Below are 17,500 nucleotides of genomic sequence, written 5' to 3'. Positions count from 1 at the left end.
CGCCATGATTCGGGGAGAATTCAGACTACTGGACCGGTTACTTGAACGACTTGACCGCGGACGCTTCGTCGTCTTTCACGTCGAAGACGGTGTAGAGCTTGGTGATCTGGAGCAGGTCGTTCACCTTCTTGGTGAGGTTCAACAGCTTGAGTTCGCCGCCCTGATTCTTGGTGGTGGTGAAGGCGCTGACCAGTTCTCCGATGCCCGAGCTGTCGATATAGTTGACGTCCTGCAAATTCAGGACGATTTTCTTATTGCCCTTGGCCAGCAGATCGCGCACGGTGTCGCGGAGAATGACGCTGCCTTCGCCTAGGGTAATGCGACCGCTGCAATCCACAATTGTGACCCCATCCACCTGCCGACTACCAACCTTCATGCTCACTGGGAAGCCTCCTTGCCGCCCGCGGTTGGTCCGTGGACGTGCTTGATTAATTTAAGTTCGGTGCCCGTCTGAGTGGGGCGAATTTCCACCACATCCATAAACGAGCGCATAAGAAAAATTCCGCGTCCGGAGGTTTTAAGCAGATTCTCCGGCGCCAGCGGATTGGGAATCTTGCTCAGGTCCATCCCCGCGCCCTGGTCCTGAATCGTAATGATCAGGTCGCTGCCCGTGCGCTCGAAGGCGAGAATAACTTTCTTGTCCGGCGCATAGGCGTTGCCATGCAACACGGCGTTGACCGCGCCCTCGCGCACGGCCATGGAAATCTGCATAATCTCATCGTCGGGAAAGCCAAGCTCGGTGGCAATTCGTGTGGCCTTCTCCTCCGCATTGTCGATCGTCTCCAATGAGGAGTCGAGCGTGTAAGAGACCCGTTGCTCGGTCATGGCCATGGACGAAGTGTCGCAGCGATTATAAAGCCTGCAAGGACTATTCCGGCTTTCCCCGCAGCAGGCACTCGCCCGATGCGATTCGCGGCGGATGGGGTAGTTTGCCTGTCGGATGGCCGAATTGTCAATGGAGGATGCGTCGGGACAAGTGCGTTAATCGAATGTTGAGGCCGACTCTGCCCGGATGGCGTCATCCCGAACGTAGCCGTTCTTCAGGCGGAGTGAGGGATCTTGCGTGCATCGGCAATGGCGGGAACGCATCTCGCGGGAGATCCCTCGCCCCTCCGATGTGGGCCGATCTTCGGGATGACACGTCGGGCAATCGCTGCCGCATTAATACTTCACAATCGCCGCGAATGACTTCGGATCCAGCGACGCTCCGCCGACCAGCGCGCCGTCGATCTCTTCCTGAGCCATGAGGGCCGACACGTTGTCCGGCTTGACCGATCCCCCGTAAAGAATGCGCAGCTTGGTGGCGAACTCTTCGCCGAAAATCTCAGCCGCCTCGTGACGAATTACGCTGTGGGCTTCAGCCGCAAGCTCCGGAGTTGCCGTTTTCCCGGTGCCAATGGCCCACACTGGCTCGTAGGCAACAATAAGCTTCTCAGCCTTCTTCGCGGAGATGGCATGAAACGCCCGCACGCACTGGCGGCGCAGAACATCTCCCGTCAGCCCAGCCTCGCGCTCTTCCAGCACTTCGCCGACGCAGCAGATCGGCGTCAGTCCGGCTTCCAGCGCGGTTTTCAGCCGCAGGTTCACAGTGTCATCGGTCTCGCCAAAATATTGCCGCCGCTCCGAGTGGCCGACGATCACATGAGTCACGCCCAGGCACAGCAGCATGGGAGCAGAAATTTCGCCGGTGTAGGCCCCTTCGGCCTTCCAATGAACATTTTGCACGCCGATCGCCACGTTCGATCCTTTGGCGGCTTCGACGGCTGCGGCCACCGCAATATAAGTGGGGCATACTACGATTTCATCGCGAGTGTGGCCAGCCACCAGGGGCAAAAATTCGCGAAAAAATGCGCGAGCGTCGTCGGGCGTTTTGTACATCTTCCAGTTGGCGGCCAGTACTTTTTTTCTCATGAATGAGCCTTTTCGACGGGTATGTGCGCGAACCCAAGATTGTTACACGGATGCTCTTGTCGTGGTAAGTTGTTTACGCAAAATTACGAGCCGAAAAAGATGGACGTGCTCAAAGCGCTGGCCAAACAACCTTGGTGGATCATTGCGCTAGTCCTAGGCGCAGTGTTCGTAGCTCTACCATGCGTAACAGTCGATAAAGATTACCGTTGGACCACGCATCCTCCGAATACGTACCTCCTTGCTGCAACTGGCATAGCTTTGCTCCTGCTTTCTTCCGCCGCCTTTGCTTTTACAATCATTACAACATCTGAACGTTCTGCAAATGACGCAGGCGGCCTTGATCTGAGGCGGGTCAGCGGAAGCAAGGGTGAATTTTGGACAACCGTATCAGGCTGCGAGATTCGAGTTGTGAGCGGACGAATAGAGGATTACGAGGCACCACCAGGATCTGCGATCGTTCTGCCTTGTAACGAATATTTCGACGATCTATGCGTCAACGATATACGGAGCGCTCTTGGGGCCTATGCAAGCCGGGCCTTCGAGGGGAGAGTGGACGACTTCGTTGCGCTCATCAAAGACGAGTGCAGTAAGAAGCTCGGTCCTGGAAGCGAGAAACAAAAGACGGAGAAAGAACGCGCAGCCAGTTTCGGTATTGGCCGATGCTTACTACTTCTCAAACCCCTTGGCCGCTCGGCTCCGATTGCGCTCGTCTCCACATCCACGCAGGCCGCAGGCCAGGGGCTTTCGTCGCGCATAACCTATCTCTTCGAAGCGGTGCGAAACCTGGCGTCGTGCCTCGCTGACGAGCGTCTGAATTCAGTGGTAATGCCACTACTAGGCGCTGGTCACGGGCAACTTGATCCACCCCTTACATTGGTCGCGCTCATCTTGGCAGTTGCAGAGGCGGCACGCTACGGCCAGGGTAGCCAGCGCCTGAAAAACGTGACGATTGTGGTGTTCAGAAAAAATGAGGAAACTCCTGCAGAGGTCGACGAGACTGTCGTCCGTCGTACGTTGGCTCTCGTGGGATCACCAGCTAAGCTGTAGACCGCTATATTTCCTCCCGAATATCGAGGAGTTAGTGTGGGAGATCAATATAATCTGGAGCGCTTTGTGCGTGCGCAAAAGGCTTACTTCGAGCAAGTCCGTAAAGAGCTTCAGTCCGGAAGCAAAATGGGCCATTGGATGTGGTTCATATTTCCGCAAATCAGAGGGCTGGGACGGAGCCCGAACTCGATCGAATTCGCAATCTCCGGCCGCGATGAGGCCCGGGCCTACCTCCTTCATCCAATTCTTGGTCCTCGACTGAAGGACTGCACGCGGTTGGTCTTAGAGGTCGAAGGCCGATCGGCGCTTGAGATCTTCGGGTCTCCTGACGACATGAAATTCCGGTCATCCCTCACTCTGTTTGCCCAGGTCTCGCCTGACGATCACATTTTCGTCACGGCACTACAAAAGTACTTCAACGGAGCGCCCGATGAAATGACCATGGATCGTCTCTAGCGCTTATTTCTTTTCCGTCAACGCTTCCACTCCCGGCAGCTTCTTGCCCTCCAGAAATTCCAGCGACGCGCCGCCTCCGGTTGAGATGTGCGTAATCTTGTCGGCGACTTCGGCGGCGTGCACGGCCGCGACCGAATCTCCACCGCCAACAATCGAAACCGCGCCGCCGTTGTCGGCGATCGCATGCGCAATCTTGAAAGTCCCACGCGAAAATCCTGGAACCTCAAACACCCCCATGGGCCCGTTCCACACGATCGTGCGCGCCGTCGAAATTTCCTCGGAGAATAGTTCAATCGTCTTCGGCCCGACATCGAGCGCCATCTTATCTGCCGGGATGGGCTGCCCTTCGCCGATCTGCTGCACGACGGCATTCGCCTCCGGCTTCATCGCGACCACGTGATCGATGGGCAACAGGAACTTCAGACCCCGCTTCTTCGCTTCTGCCAGCAACTGCTTCGCCAGATCAACCTTGTCGGCCTCAAGCAGCGATTTTCCGATCTCTTGCCCCTGCGCCTTGAGGAAGGTGTAGGCCATGCCGCCGCCGATGATGAGGGCATCAACTTTCGGCATGAGGTTGCGAATCACTTCAATCTTGTCGCTGACTTTAGCGCCACCCAAAATCGCCACGAAAGGCTGCTCCGGATTCTCCAGCGCCTTGCCCAGGTACTTCAGTTCTTTTTCCATCAGCAATCCGCAAGCCGATTGCTTTACGAACTTCGTCATGCCCACGGTCGATGCATGCGCGCGATGCGCCGCGCCGAACGCGTCGTTCACGTAGTATTCGGCGAGTTTGGCGAGTTGCCTGGAGAACTTTTCGTCGTTGGCTTCTTCCTCGGCATGAAAGCGCAGGTTCTCCAGCAGCAACGCCTGACCCATTTCGAGTTGGGTCGCGACTTCCTCCGCCTCCGGTCCCACGCACTCGGGACAGAACCCGACGTTCTCACCGCGCGACAATTCCTTATCGAGCAGCATCCGCAGCCGTTCCGCTACAGGCTTCAGGCTCATCTTCAGATTCGGTTTGCCTTTGGGCCGGCCCAGGTGCGAGGCCAGAATCAGCCGCGCCCCGTGCCGCAGTGCGTATTCAATGCTGGGCAGCGTTTCGCGGATGCGGGTGTCGTCCATGACGCGGCCGTCTTCGAGCGGCACGTTGAAGTCGACGCGCATGAATATCCGGTTGCCATGGAGCGGGAGATCGCGAATGGAAAGCTTGGACATGGCTGGTCGTCCTTCTTACGAAATTTCGGAATGTAGCGCCGGCATCTTGCCGGCTGTCGCGAGGGCGCCCTCGCCGGTGGCGGCGAGTCGCCGCCACCACAGTCGCCGTAACGGCGGCGCTACAAAAATCTACAGGCCCTTGCTGGCCATGAAGTTAATCAGGTCGCGCACGCGGCTCGAGTATCCCCATTCATTGTCATACCAGGAGATAATCTTGACGCAATTGCCGCCCACCACCAGCGTCATGGGCGCGTCCACGATCGACGAGAGCGCATTGCCTTTGAAATCCGAGGAAACCAATTCCTGCTCTTCGTAGCCGAGATAGCCCTTCAGCGGACCCGACTGCGACGCCTTTTTCAGCGCAGCATTCACTTCTTCCTTGCTCGTCTTTTTCTCGACCCATGCCACCAGGTCAACTACAGAAACGTTCGGAGTAGGCACGCGCATGGAGAATCCGTCGAGCTTGCCACCAAGCTCTGGAATGACCAACTTCAGCGCCTTGGCTGCGCCAGTCGTAGTCGGAATCATGTTGAGAGCGGCGGCGCGGGCGCGGCGCAAGTCCTTGTGCGGAAAATCGAGAATCACCTGATCGTTGGTGTAGGAGTGAATCGTCGTCATCGTCCCGCTGACAATCTTGAACTCATCGTTGATCACTTTCGCAACAGGCGCAAGGCAGTTCGTGGTGCACGAAGCATTCGAAACGATGTGATGCTTGCCCGCATCGTACTTGTCATGATTCACGCCCAGCACCACGGTCACATCTTCGTTCTTCGCCGGAGCCGAGATGATAACTTTCTTTACCGGCCCCCGCATGTGCTTCCTGGCATCGGCCGCATCGGTGAAACGGCCGGTCGACTCGATCACAACCTGCGCTCCCACAGACTCCCAGGGCAGCGCCGCCGGGTCCTTTTCTTTGAACACCTTGATGGTCTTGCCATCGACGGTGATGCTGTCGGCGCCGGCGGAAACCTGGTTGGGCAGATTGCCTAGAACCGAGTCGTACTTCAAAAGATGGGCCAGAGTATTCGGGTCCGTCAGATCGTTCACTGCGACGAATTCCAGATTCGGATCTCTGAGCGAAGCGCGCAGCACATTGCGTCCAATTCGCCCAAAGCCGTTAATGCCAACTTTAACTGCCATGGTTCCTCCGTTTGATTTATGAAGGCGCTAATCTGATTCGGTAGACGGTTGAGTTGTAAACGAATGATGTTAGCAGGGAAGGGGAATCCCCGTAAACGCTGACGCGATTCTGGTAAAGTGGAGAGAAGTGTTCGCGCTTCAATGGTGATGGGGGCAGTCATCGGCACAAGCGGCTGGGGAGTGGATGGCAGGGGGCGGACTACACGTTGATCTCGACACTATGGCAGGCTCGCAGGACCGGAGAATCTGTTTTGTCGAGAACGGAGCGCCAACACTAGACCACCAACATCGCCTCGGCAACATCTTGATCGACTCGACCTCGACCGACTCGACCTGGACCGACTGAACCTGGAGACATCATCAATTGAAACTGAGCAACTCAGCGCGTGTTGGCCTACTGAGCGTGTCGATCTTATCCTTCGCGGCTTTTTGTGCAGGTCAAACCGCTCCACAACCGAAACCCTCCGATCCCGCCCAATCCGACCAGTCTCCGGCCGCGAGTTCTTCGAGTCAGGATAAATCCGCGGACCAACCGCCGGCCCAGAATTCTCCGAATCAAAACAGCCCGGTGCCGGAGGACACAAAGAAAAAAGAAGATGCAAAGAAAAAAGACGATGCAAAGAAAAAAGACGACCGGATGTTTTACGTGATGCCGAACCACTTGACGGTCGATGGTCAGTCCCAAGTGCCGCCCATCTCGTGGAAGGAGAAGTTCGCCATCTCGGCCGAGGGCTCCTTCGACCCTTATGAATTCATGATCGTGGGTATTGTCGCCGGTATCCGGCAAGCCAATAATTCCTCTCCCGGATTCGGACAGGGAATGGAGGGCTATGCCAAGCGCTATGGAGCGGCTTTCGTCGACCAGGTGGATGGCAACATTATGGTGGGCGGCGTGTTCCCCACGGTCCTGAAAATCGATCCTCGATATTATCGATTGGGCAGAGGCTCGTTTATCGGCCGCTTTGCCTATGCCTTCGACCGTATCATGATCGCTCGAACCGACTCTGGGGCTCGCATGGTCAACATTCCCGAGTTTGCCGGCAACGCAGCCGCGATTGGTATTTCCACCCTCTATTATCCCGATTCCGATCGCAGTTTTGGGGCGAGCGTCACAAGTTGGGGAACGCAAATGGGACTCGACGCCCTCGGAAACGAATTGAAGGAGTTTTGGCCCGATATTCACCAGTATTTGCAGCACAGACACGAGCGCCACTTGCAGAAACAGCAGCAGAAAGCTTCCGAATAACTCCTCCCAATTCGGATTTCACTCAGTTTCCCCTTGCTGTGCGTGCATCCAAACGCCGGTTCGAACAATCCAATCCTGAAAAGCAACGCAAACAAGCCCGAGCGCGAAATGCGCGGTCGGAAAAATATGCGGTTGGGAGGATATTTGAAAGCGATTCGTTTGTTTTGCATGGCGGCCGCGCTGGCCGGGATATTTGACGCGGCCGGTGTTCAAGCTCAGTCGATTCGAACCCTGGAAGAAACGAAGCCGCCAGAAGCAACGGCCTCATCGGATTTGAACTGCATTGCGCCCTGCGTTGAGTTGACCTCCATTTCGCAAGAGCAGGTTTCCCAAGAGCAGGCCCCGACACCAACCCCCACAACCGCCGCCGGACAGTCCTCCCTGCCCGACGCTCCCAGCGATCAAGATGTCTATGGGAAACAAGGCAAGAGAATTCTCGGGATCGTCCCCAATTACCGTGCCGTCAGTGCCAATACCCACTTGCCTCCACTGACTTTCAAGAGTTCACTCTGGCTGGCAACGCAGGATAGCTTCGACTACTCCTCTTTCATTTTCGTGGGAGCACTCGCGGGAGTCGATATGGCGGGCAAGTCGCAGCCTACCTTCGGGCAAGGCGCTGAGGGCTTCGGCAAGTACTATTGGCATGTGTTCGTCGATAGCACCATTGAGAACTACTTGGCCGAATCGATCGTCCCAACGGCGACGAAGGAAGACCCCAGATACTACACCTTGGGCAAAGGCGGATTCTCCAAGCGGACCGTTTATGCGTTCGGCCGGCTCTTCATCACCAGGACCAATTCGGGGACGAACACTTTCAATCTCTCGGAGATCGTGGGCGCCGGAGCCGCCGCAGGCATCGGCAATGCCTATTACCCCGCAGAGTCTAACCCGTGGGTGAAGACGTACCAACGCTGGGGAACGCAGGTGGGCTTGGACGGCGTGTTCAATGTGGTCAAAGAGTTCTGGCCCGACATCAATCAAAAAATATTTCGCGGGAAGTACTGATTCTCCCTGTCGCAAACTAAGCTGCCGCAAACTCAAGAAGAGCCTGAACGCGCACAAAAAACAGGCGGCTCTTTCGAGCCGCCTGTTGTGTCCGATGTTACCAACCGCTAGAAGTGGAAACCGAGTTGCGCCGTTAACGCGCGCGGCGTCACATAGTGGGTTCCGCTGAAGGTGGAAAGAAAGTTATACAGCGCGTACTTGTTCGTCAGGTTGATGGCCGTAAGCGTGAGACTCCATTTGTACTTCTCCCCGTGGAAGAGATTGTCGTCTCCGAGAGCAACGTCAAACAGATTCCGCGATGCAATGCGCGGCGGGTTGTGGTCGTCGTTCTCGGTATTCGGAGCTGGCACATTCAAAAGAGACGATCCGAATTGTGACACCGGGCATGCGAGTGCCGCCTGACCCGGAAGGCTTACTCCAATCAAGGTAGTCGGGGTGGCCCGCTGCGTACCACAGAAGAGCCCAGACTGGAACTCTTGATCGGCGGTTAACGGAGTTCCGAAAGAGTCGGTCAGGCTGATATAGTCGGTACTCCCTACCATGAATCCTTGTGCGCAGTTCCCGCCAAAACACGGTGTCTGGCCCGCCACCAGACCGCTGTCATAACGCCAGTTGAATCCCAGCCAGGGCCCATTCTTCCACGGCTGGTACTGAATGTGCGTTGTCTGGTTGAACTTCTCGTCATGGTCAATGCGGAACGGCGTGCTTCCGCTATTGAAGGCCACCGCCGGAACTGAACCCGCGCCGCCAATCTGCGGGGTGAAGAAACGAGCCGCAACGCTGGAGAAAACGACCAGAGCTGTGAATCCATGGAAATCCGGCACGCTTACGCGCACGGCATATCCTGGGATTTTGGAATTGTGCCAATCGATGGGGAAAGTGATCGGCGTCGCGCCCAATACGCTGAAGTCATAGGCGTTGTGCGTGTATTTCCAAATGTAATCTCCGCTGACGACCGCATACTTTCCGAAGGCCTGTTGCAGCCCGGCATGGAACTCGTTTCGGTAGCCAGGCTCGAACGGGGTCGCACCTGCGGAAGCCGGCAGAGAACATGCAAGCAGCGGGTTCAAGACCGGATTGGCGCATCCTGTGCTCGACAGGATGAGGTTTTCGTTAAAAGGAGTTTCCAGTGTTCGCGCGTAAGAAACACGAAGAACCGTGTTGCTCTGCTTGATGTTATAAGCGACGCCGAGCCTTGGCTCGGCTTGGTGCGCCACCACAAGCCCGTTGTAGAGGTCGCCACGCAGCCCCAGGTTAAGAGCCCAGTTGCCCTTAGTGATTGAGTCCTGGATGTAAAGGGCAAGTTCTTTGATGTCGGTATGCCCGTGGAAAGGGTACAGGCCAGTGGTAGAAGAGAGACAGCCGTCAGCCGACGAGGGAGTTGGCCGCGTCAGGTCGTAACAACCCAGCAGGGGATTGAAGCCAGGGTTCGCTACAAATGGCGTCGGATAAAGTACAGGATTCGTCGAACTCGCGCCCGCACAATTGCCAGGATCGTTCACCCCCGGATTCCCCACAAACACAGGCACGCCATTACTATCGAGGCACGGCGCGTTGTAATTTGGGTCGACGATGCCCAGATTGAAGTTCTCGGTTAAAAACGTCTGTTGATACGTAACTCCCGCTTTGATGTTGTTGATGCCTCTTATGTGCGTGATATCCCCATGCAATCCAGTATTGGCCAGCGTTCGATTTTGCGCGATCGTTTGTTGCTGTAGATTTGGCGGGCCAAGATCGGCAAAGGGATCTTTGCTCGGGTAATAGTTATAAGCGTCCCGTCGTATGAAGGCGCCAAGTGTCGTCACCGTTGTCGGACTGATCACACGCGTCCAGGTCGGCGCGATGTTAAAGCTATCGATCTTCGAGCGCTGGTCGGCGGGACCGACCACAACCCCGTTCGGGCCGAGGCCATTATTGCTGACGGAGACTCCGTTCCACGGCGTCGCATTCTGCGAATCGTACGAGTTCGGCGTCTGAAACCAGGAGCGGCTGAAACCCAGATTCAAGCGAATCGAATCCTTGCTGGAGAGTTGATAGTCGATCCGGTCGAAGATGTTTTCCTCATTGCCTTTATCGTGCATCACGGCGAATTCCGGAGGGTCCAGGAACCGGCCACTGTTCAGGCCATTCGCCGAAATGAAATTTCCCCACTTATCGCCGCCGTACCCCAGATCGAATCCAATATTCGACGAACCAAACGATCCGTAAGAGAGGTTGACACTGCCGTGCGGCGTTTTCATGCCCTGTCCCGAGCGCGTCGTGGCCACGATCACCAGGCTGGTCTTGCCGCCGTACTCCGCCGGCGGCGCTCCCGGAATCACTTCGAGCGATTCAATCGAATCCAGAGGAATCTGGTTCGAAAAAACTTTGCTCTGCTGATCCGTGATGGCTTGGCCGTCCACCGAGAACGAATTCGAGGCATGGTCGCCCAGTCCATGAAACAGACCGTTGGAATCTGCCGATACTCCCGGCGACGCCTGCGTAACCAGCGCACTCACCGACGAAGACTGGCTTTCAAGCGGCATCTTATCGAACAGTCCGCGATCAACGTCGGTATGACCGGTCGGATCGTTCTCTACCAGGTCCTCTCCCGCTTCGACAGTGACCGTGGTGGTAGAAGATGAAACTTGGAGAGCGACTTTGACACTCACTGGCACTGCCGACCGAATTTCCACATCCTGGGCGTACTGCGCGAATCCAGTCGCGCTCACAGTCATGTGATACGGATTCATCGGTACGTTCGGGAAATTAAAATTCCCCGACTTATCCGTGGTAGTCGATTGGTCGAAATGGCTGACCGGATTATGAATCTCGATTGTTGCACCGGGAACGACGGCACCCGTCGGATCGACTACAGTGCCACCGATGGACTGCGCATGAGTGACCGTGCTGGCCAGAAAAATTGTTACGGCGGCAATGGCTGCGAAGCGCCACTTCAAACCACAAAAACGACGTGAATGACTAGGCATGAGCCCTCCTGGGAGAAATAGGGAATTGGGCAGACTCGAACGCCCCCTGAACACTGGAGCGGAGAGCCGGTGCTCTATACTTCTGAGGATTCCCTACAGAACGGCGGGAGGACCGCGGATGCCGGCCTCACAAAAGTCAAACCGGATCTTTGCGACCTCATCTTTTTCTCGCAGCAGGTCGACTGCGGCAAACAACGGGATAGCTTGAACAGAACTGACTGACGGGCTGGCGCTGTGCGCAGCCACGCAAATCGAACACGAAGCAGCCTCTGCCTGCGTGGCGTGATTGTGAGTCGACTCCCCCACCGCCATCCCCAACATCAGGGACAGGCACATCCACGCCAACCATCGCACGCTCCAGCGCATCGCTTACCGAGGACTTTCCTGCTTCGGGATTAGACTCTCTGAGCTTATAACGGTTATCGAACTCAGTGCAATGTCTTACAGAGTACTATATTAAAAAGCGGTCGCTCCTGTAAGGGCGCGCGCGCAATGCACTCATACCAAAACCCGAGGCAAAGCATGACCGAACCAAGCTACGAAGAACTCAAAGCCAAACTCGCCCAGCTTGAAAAAGAAGTCGAAACAAAAAAGCGTAGCGGCGACCTGATTTTTAAAGTCGGAGAAAAGGGCGGCGTCAGCGTCTACGGCCTCGGTCGTTTCCCTGTCACTCTCTACTACGAGCAATGGAATCGCCTGCTCGGCGCCGCCAACGACATCAAGAACTTCATGGAAGAAAATAAGTCCAAGCTCAAACTCAAAGAACAAGGCTAGCGCTGCGAACTTCCTCCGCCCGCGCACCCCATTTCTCGCGCCTTTTGCGAGAAAGCTTGCCCTGAGCTTTGTCGAAGGGTGGGGATTTCCCCACCAGGTTTCCGAGGAGGCCTCACTTTCTTCGGCGGCGATACGCCGTATCTCATCATGCCGGCAATTCGAAGCATCGCAAAGTCGTGCGTCGTACTGCTTCTAGGGCGCGAAACCAGGCCCCGGAAAATACTTCGCGGACTCGCGTCCGGTTATCGCATCTCCGTTTCTCCCGTGGATAATCTCGGCTATTTAGTCGGAACCGCGGAGCCTCACCTGCAACAAGTGATTCGAAAGTTTGTCGCTCCGGGCGATACGGTGTACGACATCGGCGCCAACATCGGCTACGTCACCCTCTCGCTGGCAAAACAAGTGGGAGCGACCGGTCGCGTGATCGCCTTCGAACCGGTCCCGCGAAATTTCGACCTGCTTCAAGCCAACCTCGAGCGCAATCGTCTGCCCAATGTGCGCGCCTTCGCCCTTGCGGCCTCAGACCGCCGCGGCGAGGCGGTGATTCGGATTGCCGATAATCTGTCCACGGCCAGCCTGATCTGGCACAAAAACGATCCTTCGGCGATTGAAATTGTCATCAATACCGTCCTCGTCGACGACTTGGTCGACGCCGGCGATCTGCCCCATCCCAGTTTCATCAAAATCGATGTCGAAGGCGCCGAAGGCTTGGTCTTGCTCGGCATGCGGCGCACGCTCGCCGCCGCCACGCCCGTGGTTTTTTTGGAATGTTCCGAATCGGGCCGTCAGGCAACCTGGCAACTGCTCTCCGAATTAGGCTACCGATGCCACACGGCGATTGCGGGCAAGCCAGTAACAGAGTTTGAACAATATCGTCACGCCGACTTCTTGTGGTTACCCGCCAGCCATACCCGGAGACGTCCCTGACTCCGACGCGACCGTCTTCAAACAATCTCGCACACGGCTAGTCTTCCTCGCGTCAATCATCGACTATTGCAAGTACAGTATTCCCCCTATTTCAACCTTAAGTACGCCCTGCTCTACTCGGTTGGGTACCCAACACTCCGCAGGGTGCCCCTGACAGCGCGCCGCCGTCTAAAAGGTGATTGAAACCCTGTGCCGTGCCGAATCGAATCTTAATTGCTGACGACAATCCGTCAATTCGCGCCGCAATGCGTCACGTGCTGGAAGGACTGGACGAGTGTTGGGAAGTGATTGAAGCTGAAGACGGGCTGGACGCCGTCGCCAAAGCGCAAGAATCCCGCCCCAACCTCGTCATTCTCGACCTTGCGATGCCACAGGCCGACGGCCTGACCGCCTCCCGCGCGCTGGCGAAGCTGCTGCCGGATGTTCCTATTCTGATGCATACACTCTATTCCTCTCCGGAGGTCGAATTGGAAGCGGGAAAGGTTGGCGTGCGCAAGGTCGTTCCCAAGTCTGAAAGCAGCGTGCTGGTCTCGGCGATTCAAGACATTCTGGGTCCCAAGCCCTCGACGCCTTCCGCGGCATCGCCACCGCTGGATTCAGCGATCCCGGAGCATTTTCGCCGCACCGAAGATAAGATCCGCGAACTTTGCAATCAACTTTTCGCTCAGACGGATGACAAAGTCCAGGCCCCCATCATCGTCGAGCTCCGGAGGCTCTTGCATGAGCACATTCAGCAATTGCGCGCTCGCGTGGCTGCCTTCCCGGTCATCGAGCGGCGCGTTCGCGTCGGGTTTGCGTCGCCCGCCAATCTCGATCCGATAAGCCTCGATCCGACAAGTAATGAAGCGATAAAAAATACGAAAGAACCCAGCATTGCAGCCCATGACGAGGCAGCCACCAGCGCACCGATAAAGCCGCCTCGCAAAGCTTCGTAAGAAGCCCGCTTTCAGCCGTGCAAGACCGAAGGTACCCAATTGAGAACCGAGAACTCGGAACTGAGAACGCTTTTCGGTCTATAATGAGAACACCGTGCCCAAGTACTCTATAGTTGTCCCCCTGCACAACGAGCAGGAGAACGTTACCGACCTCTACGACCGCCTGAAAGCGGTGATGGAGACACACGGCGAAACTTTCGAAATCGTTCTGGTGGACGACGGCTCCAGCGACCATACGTTTGCCATGCTGCGCGAGATCGCGGCCGTCGACAGCCGCGTAACGGTGGTTAAGCTGCGCCGCAACTTCGGTCAGACCGCAGGCCTGGCCGCCGGTTTCGACCATGCTCGCGGCGAGTACATCATCGCCATGGATGGCGACTTGCAGCACGATCCCAACGACATTCCGGTCTTCCTCGAGAAAATCGCCGCCGGTTACGACATTGTCAGCGGCTGGCGCAAGAATCGCGTCGACAATTTCTGGATGCGCCGCATTCCCAGCCGCATCGCGAACTGGATGATGGCCAGGATCAGCGGCGTCGACATCCACGACTTCGGCACCACGTTCAAAGCTTACCGCCGCGACATTCTGGAACAAGTCCCGCTCTACGGCGAACTGCACCGCTTCATTCCGGCGCTGGCCTCCTGGCATGGCGCGTCGATCTGTGAAGTCCCCATCCGCAATGTGAACCGCGAACGCGGCGTCTCGCATTACGGCATCACGCGGACCTTCCGCGTATTCTTCGATCTGCTTACCATTCGATTCCTGCTGCGCTATCTCTCTCGTCCGCTGCATTTTTTCGGCAGCTTCGGCATGATGAGCATCTTCGGCGGCAGCGCCATCGTGCTGTGGCTCGGCGTGGAAAAATTCCTGCGCCACATCCCGGTCGGCGCCGAACATGGCCCGCTCATGATGACCGCTCTCGGCCTGCTGCTCGGCGGATTGAATCTGCTCGCCATCGGCCTGCTCGGCGAAATGCAGGTCCGCCACTACCACGAACCCAGCCGCCGCGCCCCGTATTCCGTCGACCGCGTCCTGCGCGCGCAAAGCGAAGAGCACAGCGTCTCGGAGTAATCTCGTTCCTTTTGTTCCGGCGAGTTATGGCGGGCGGGCAGCTTTTGGCGTCGTCAGAACTAGCAGCACAGCGGTGCCCCATCCTCGCGTTCTTTGCGAGGGTGGGTAGTGCTACTGCCTGTAGCTACTCCCACCTTGCCGCCGGCTGCCCACCCCTCAGCCAGACGATGAAATCTATCATCGGTGGCGCGCCGCCCAATTCGCGCAAGCGCGTCGCGTTCTGTCCCCGATGATAGTGGCTGTGCAGCGCCGCCTGCATCAAAGCCTGCCGCACGCAAATCTTCACCGGCGGTTTGAACCACGGCACCTCAATCGTCTCTTCCATGCGCGACTCATCGGTCTTCCGCACTAACTCTCGCATCGCTTGCAGCCCCTCGCGCCCATAGTTCTTCAAATCAGTCATGGCCGGGAAATCTTCCAGCTTTTTGAATACGAAGTCTGCCTTCACCGGACTCGTCACCCACAAGAATCCATGCTGCACGATGTGAATGTGGAACAGCCGTTCGCGGATCGCCTTGTCCGCCAGCGCCGCCGGATGCGCCTCAAACGCCCGCCAGTGCTCGCCATCGGCCCACTCCTGATGCGCGTAAAGTTCGTCGAGATAGGAAGCCATCCATCCCTCCATCGTAGGTTGGCAGTAGTTTAAGGCAAATCATCGGGGGCGGTATAATGGCCCGTTTGCGCCTTCAGGAGTTTTCGCAATGGAGAAAGCCACTCAAACTCAACATGAATTGCAGCTCGCCCGCCGTATGTCGCGCCTGGGAACCGAGACTGCCTTTGAAGTTTTGAACAAGGCGCGCGCGCTCGAGCGCCAGGGCAAGAGCATCGTCCACCTGGAAATTGGCGAGCCCGACTTCGACACGCCCCTCAACGTCGTAGACGCCGGCATCAACGCCCTGCGCAAAGGCTGGACCCATTACGGCCCCGCCGCCGGCCTGCCCGATTTGCGTCAGGCCTTGGCCGAATACGTCGGCCGCACCCGCGGCGTGAAAGTTTCGAGCGATGAAGTCGTCGTCGTCCCCGGCGGCAAGCCGATTATTTTCTTCACTATCCTGGCGCTCGTTGATGAAGGCGATGAAGTCATCTATCCCAACCCCGGCTTTCCGATCTACGAGTCGATGATTCACTACGTCGGCGGAAAAGCCGTGCCCATTCATCTGCGCGAGGAGCGCGATTTCTCGCTCGACGTGAACGAACTGGCGTCGCTGATTAACGACCGCACCCGTCTTATCATTTTGAATTCGCCGCAGAATCCTACCGGCGGCGTGCTCGAGCGTCGCGACATCGAGCAGATAGCCCAAATCATCGGCGACCGCAACATCATGGTCTTATCGGACGAGATCTACAGCCGTCTGCTATTCGACGGCGGGCAGCATTTTTCCATCATGTCGGTGCCGGGAATGCAGGAGCGCACCATCCTGCTCGACGGATTCTCTAAAACCTACGCCATGACGGGATGGCGCATGGGCTACGGCGTGATGCGCCCCGACCTGGCCTCCCACATGACACGATTGATGACCAACTCGAATTCCTGTACCGCAAGCTTCACGCAGGTCGCAGGCATCGAAGCAATTCGCGGCGATCAGAGCTCCGTCGACCACATGCGCGGCCAATTTCAAAGCCGCCGCGATGTTTTCGTCGCTGGTCTAAACAAGATCAAAGGCTTCTCCTGCCGCATGCCCAAAGGCGCATTCTACGTCTTCCCCAACATTACGAAAACAGGATGGAAGTCGAAGCCCCTGGCCGACGCGCTGCTGGAGCAGGCCGGAGTAGCCGCGCTCTCCGGCACCGCTTTCGGCGAGTTCGGCGAAGGCTACCTCCGCTTCAGCGTAGCCAATTCGCTGGAAAACTTGCAGTCGGCGCTCGACCGCATCGACCAGTGGACGCAGAAAAATTTGTAAGTAGCACTGATGTCATCCTGAGCGCGGGCGAAGCCCGGGTGAAGGACCCTACGTCGGCATGAAGCATAAGAGGCAATCGACAGGAATATTCGCAGCACATCCGGCGAGGTCGTTTCCATCGACTGAAATGCAAGCCTCGCAGCAGCCTACGGTCCCTCGCTCGCTTTGCACCGAGCTCAGGATGAAATGTTGATGGCGACGCAAACGAATCGGGAGACGATGCCGGTGAATAAGAAAACACGAAGCAAACCCAAATCCAGCCGCCCGCACGCGACCGGCTATGGCTTTCCAGAAGGTAAGAAGGGCCTCCTGCCCTGGTCCTGGGCCGAGCAGCGCCTGAAGAAATCGCATAACTACTGGATCACGACCGTCAAGCCGGACGGCGCGCCTCATACGATGGTGGTCTGGGGCTTGTGGCAAGACGGACGATTTCTTTTCAGCACGGGCAGCAAGTCACGCAAAGCGCGCAACCTGGCGGGCAATCCGAACTGCATCGTTTGCAATGAGCACGCCCACGAAGCGGTGATCGTCGAAGGCGTCGCAGAGATCGCCGAGGTCACTGCGCGCCGCAAATTTCTGCCTGCCTACGAGCGCAAATACAAGTTCGACATGGGCAAGATGAAAGACGACATCCTCTCCATGAAAGAACCGGTCTTCGCCGTGCGCCCGAAAGTCGTATTCGGCCTGTGGGAGAAATATTTCCAAAGCAAGTCGACCCGCTGGAAATTTGAATAGTCAGTAGTGGTGTTATTCCGTTTTCTAATCCGCGGTTGTCATCCTGAGCGCGGCCGTTCTTCAGGCGGAGCGAAGGTCAGGCTTAACTGCCGCTGGGCGTAAGCCGGAAGGCCGTTCCTGTTACTTTCGTTTCCCCAATGAGCCCATCCAGTCACGCTTTCCAGCGA

18 protein-coding genes are annotated in these 17,500 nt (G+C 56.9%); 10 read left to right on the top strand and 8 right to left on the bottom strand.

The genetic code is table 11. The annotated features are described in order from the left end of the window. Window positions 1-37 precede the first annotated feature (37 nt). The 3 genes from VGM18_06100 to tpiA form a co-directional block, all read right to left on the bottom strand. Window positions 38-382, bottom strand: coding sequence for an STAS domain-containing protein (locus VGM18_06100; protein HEY3972556.1), 345 nt, complete (start codon window positions 380-382; stop codon window positions 38-40). Then, window positions 379-825, bottom strand: a complete 447-nt coding sequence (locus VGM18_06095) for an ATP-binding protein (GenBank protein HEY3972555.1) — start codon at window positions 823-825, stop codon at window positions 379-381. The genes VGM18_06100 and VGM18_06095 overlap by 4 nt, the downstream gene beginning before the upstream one ends. 336 nt (window positions 826-1,161) lie before the next feature. After that, on the bottom strand, window positions 1,162-1,911 hold the full coding sequence (gene tpiA / locus VGM18_06090) for a triose-phosphate isomerase (protein ID HEY3972554.1): 750 nt from the start codon (window positions 1,909-1,911) through the stop codon (window positions 1,162-1,164). A 69-nt stretch (window positions 1,912-1,980) separates the two neighbouring features. Between tpiA and VGM18_06085 the strand changes: the two genes are divergently transcribed. Together VGM18_06085 and VGM18_06080 are read left to right on the top strand one after the other, a co-directional pair. Continuing rightward, the gene (locus VGM18_06085) at window positions 1,981-2,958 is read left to right on the top strand and encodes a macro domain-containing protein (protein ID HEY3972553.1); all 978 of its coding nucleotides are present in this window, start codon (window positions 1,981-1,983) and stop codon (window positions 2,956-2,958) included. 36 nt (window positions 2,959-2,994) lie between these two features. Beyond that, entirely contained in the window at window positions 2,995-3,414 is a 420-nt protein-coding gene (locus tag VGM18_06080; GenBank protein HEY3972552.1) for a DUF1810 domain-containing protein, read from the top strand. A gap of 3 nt (window positions 3,415-3,417) precedes the next feature. Here the strand turns inward: VGM18_06080 and VGM18_06075 are convergent, their stop codons facing one another. Both VGM18_06075 and gap read right to left on the bottom strand, forming a co-directional pair. Continuing rightward, complete coding sequence (locus VGM18_06075) at window positions 3,418-4,629, bottom strand: phosphoglycerate kinase (GenBank protein ID HEY3972551.1); 1,212 nt, start codon at window positions 4,627-4,629, stop codon at window positions 3,418-3,420. A 129-nt stretch (window positions 4,630-4,758) separates the two neighbouring features. Next, entirely contained in the window at window positions 4,759-5,769 is a 1,011-nt protein-coding gene (gene gap, locus VGM18_06070) for a type I glyceraldehyde-3-phosphate dehydrogenase (GenBank protein HEY3972550.1), read from the bottom strand. Window positions 5,770-6,337: 568 nt separating this feature from the next. On the opposite strand from gap, the gene VGM18_06065 reads away from it, so the two are divergent. Both VGM18_06065 and VGM18_06060 read left to right on the top strand, forming a co-directional pair. Continuing rightward, complete coding sequence (locus VGM18_06065; GenBank protein ID HEY3972549.1) at window positions 6,338-7,015, top strand: hypothetical protein; 678 nt, start codon at window positions 6,338-6,340, stop codon at window positions 7,013-7,015. Window positions 7,016-7,159: 144 nt separating this feature from the next. Further along, window positions 7,160-8,020 carry a hypothetical protein gene (locus VGM18_06060; GenBank protein HEY3972548.1) on the top strand — a complete coding sequence of 287 codons (861 nt, stop codon included), beginning with the start codon at window positions 7,160-7,162 and terminating at the stop codon, window positions 8,018-8,020. A gap of 107 nt (window positions 8,021-8,127) precedes the next feature. Here the strand turns inward: VGM18_06060 and VGM18_06055 are convergent, their stop codons facing one another. Next, the gene (locus VGM18_06055) at window positions 8,128-10,989 is read right to left on the bottom strand and encodes a TonB-dependent receptor (GenBank protein HEY3972547.1); all 2,862 of its coding nucleotides are present in this window, start codon (window positions 10,987-10,989) and stop codon (window positions 8,128-8,130) included. 93 nt (window positions 10,990-11,082) lie between these two features. Continuing rightward, window positions 11,083-11,355 carry a hypothetical protein gene (locus VGM18_06050; GenBank protein HEY3972546.1) on the bottom strand — a complete coding sequence of 91 codons (273 nt, stop codon included), beginning with the start codon at window positions 11,353-11,355 and terminating at the stop codon, window positions 11,083-11,085. 156 nt (window positions 11,356-11,511) lie between these two features. On the opposite strand from VGM18_06050, the gene VGM18_06045 reads away from it, so the two are divergent. From VGM18_06045 to VGM18_06030, 4 genes are all read left to right on the top strand, one after another. After that, complete coding sequence (locus VGM18_06045; protein ID HEY3972545.1) at window positions 11,512-11,763, top strand: hypothetical protein; 252 nt, start codon at window positions 11,512-11,514, stop codon at window positions 11,761-11,763. A 264-nt stretch (window positions 11,764-12,027) separates the two neighbouring features. Continuing rightward, complete coding sequence (locus VGM18_06040; protein HEY3972544.1) at window positions 12,028-12,690, top strand: FkbM family methyltransferase; 663 nt, start codon at window positions 12,028-12,030, stop codon at window positions 12,688-12,690. A gap of 194 nt (window positions 12,691-12,884) precedes the next feature. Next, complete coding sequence (locus VGM18_06035; protein HEY3972543.1) at window positions 12,885-13,625, top strand: response regulator transcription factor; 741 nt, start codon at window positions 12,885-12,887, stop codon at window positions 13,623-13,625. A gap of 94 nt (window positions 13,626-13,719) precedes the next feature. Beyond that, window positions 13,720-14,697, top strand: a complete 978-nt coding sequence (locus tag VGM18_06030; GenBank protein HEY3972542.1) for a glycosyltransferase family 2 protein — start codon at window positions 13,720-13,722, stop codon at window positions 14,695-14,697. Window positions 14,698-14,821: 124 nt separating this feature from the next. On the opposite strand, the gene VGM18_06025 is transcribed toward VGM18_06030, so the two are convergent. Next, on the bottom strand, window positions 14,822-15,310 hold the full coding sequence (locus tag VGM18_06025) for a DinB family protein (protein HEY3972541.1): 489 nt from the start codon (window positions 15,308-15,310) through the stop codon (window positions 14,822-14,824). An 88-nt stretch (window positions 15,311-15,398) separates the two neighbouring features. On the opposite strand from VGM18_06025, the gene VGM18_06020 reads away from it, so the two are divergent. Together VGM18_06020 and VGM18_06015 are read left to right on the top strand one after the other, a co-directional pair. Next, the gene (locus VGM18_06020) at window positions 15,399-16,598 is read left to right on the top strand and encodes a pyridoxal phosphate-dependent aminotransferase (protein HEY3972540.1); all 1,200 of its coding nucleotides are present in this window, start codon (window positions 15,399-15,401) and stop codon (window positions 16,596-16,598) included. Between the two features lie 192 nt (window positions 16,599-16,790). Continuing rightward, window positions 16,791-17,333, top strand: a complete 543-nt coding sequence (locus VGM18_06015) for a pyridoxamine 5'-phosphate oxidase family protein (GenBank protein ID HEY3972539.1) — start codon at window positions 16,791-16,793, stop codon at window positions 17,331-17,333. Window positions 17,334-17,500 lie beyond the last annotated feature (167 nt).

The organism is Candidatus Sulfotelmatobacter sp., from assembly GCA_036500765.1.
Lineage (GTDB): Bacteria > Acidobacteriota > Terriglobia > Terriglobales > Acidobacteriaceae > Sulfotelmatobacter.
Note: the sequence above shows the minus strand (reverse complement) of the source record. Positions and strands in the feature narration are given on the sequence as shown.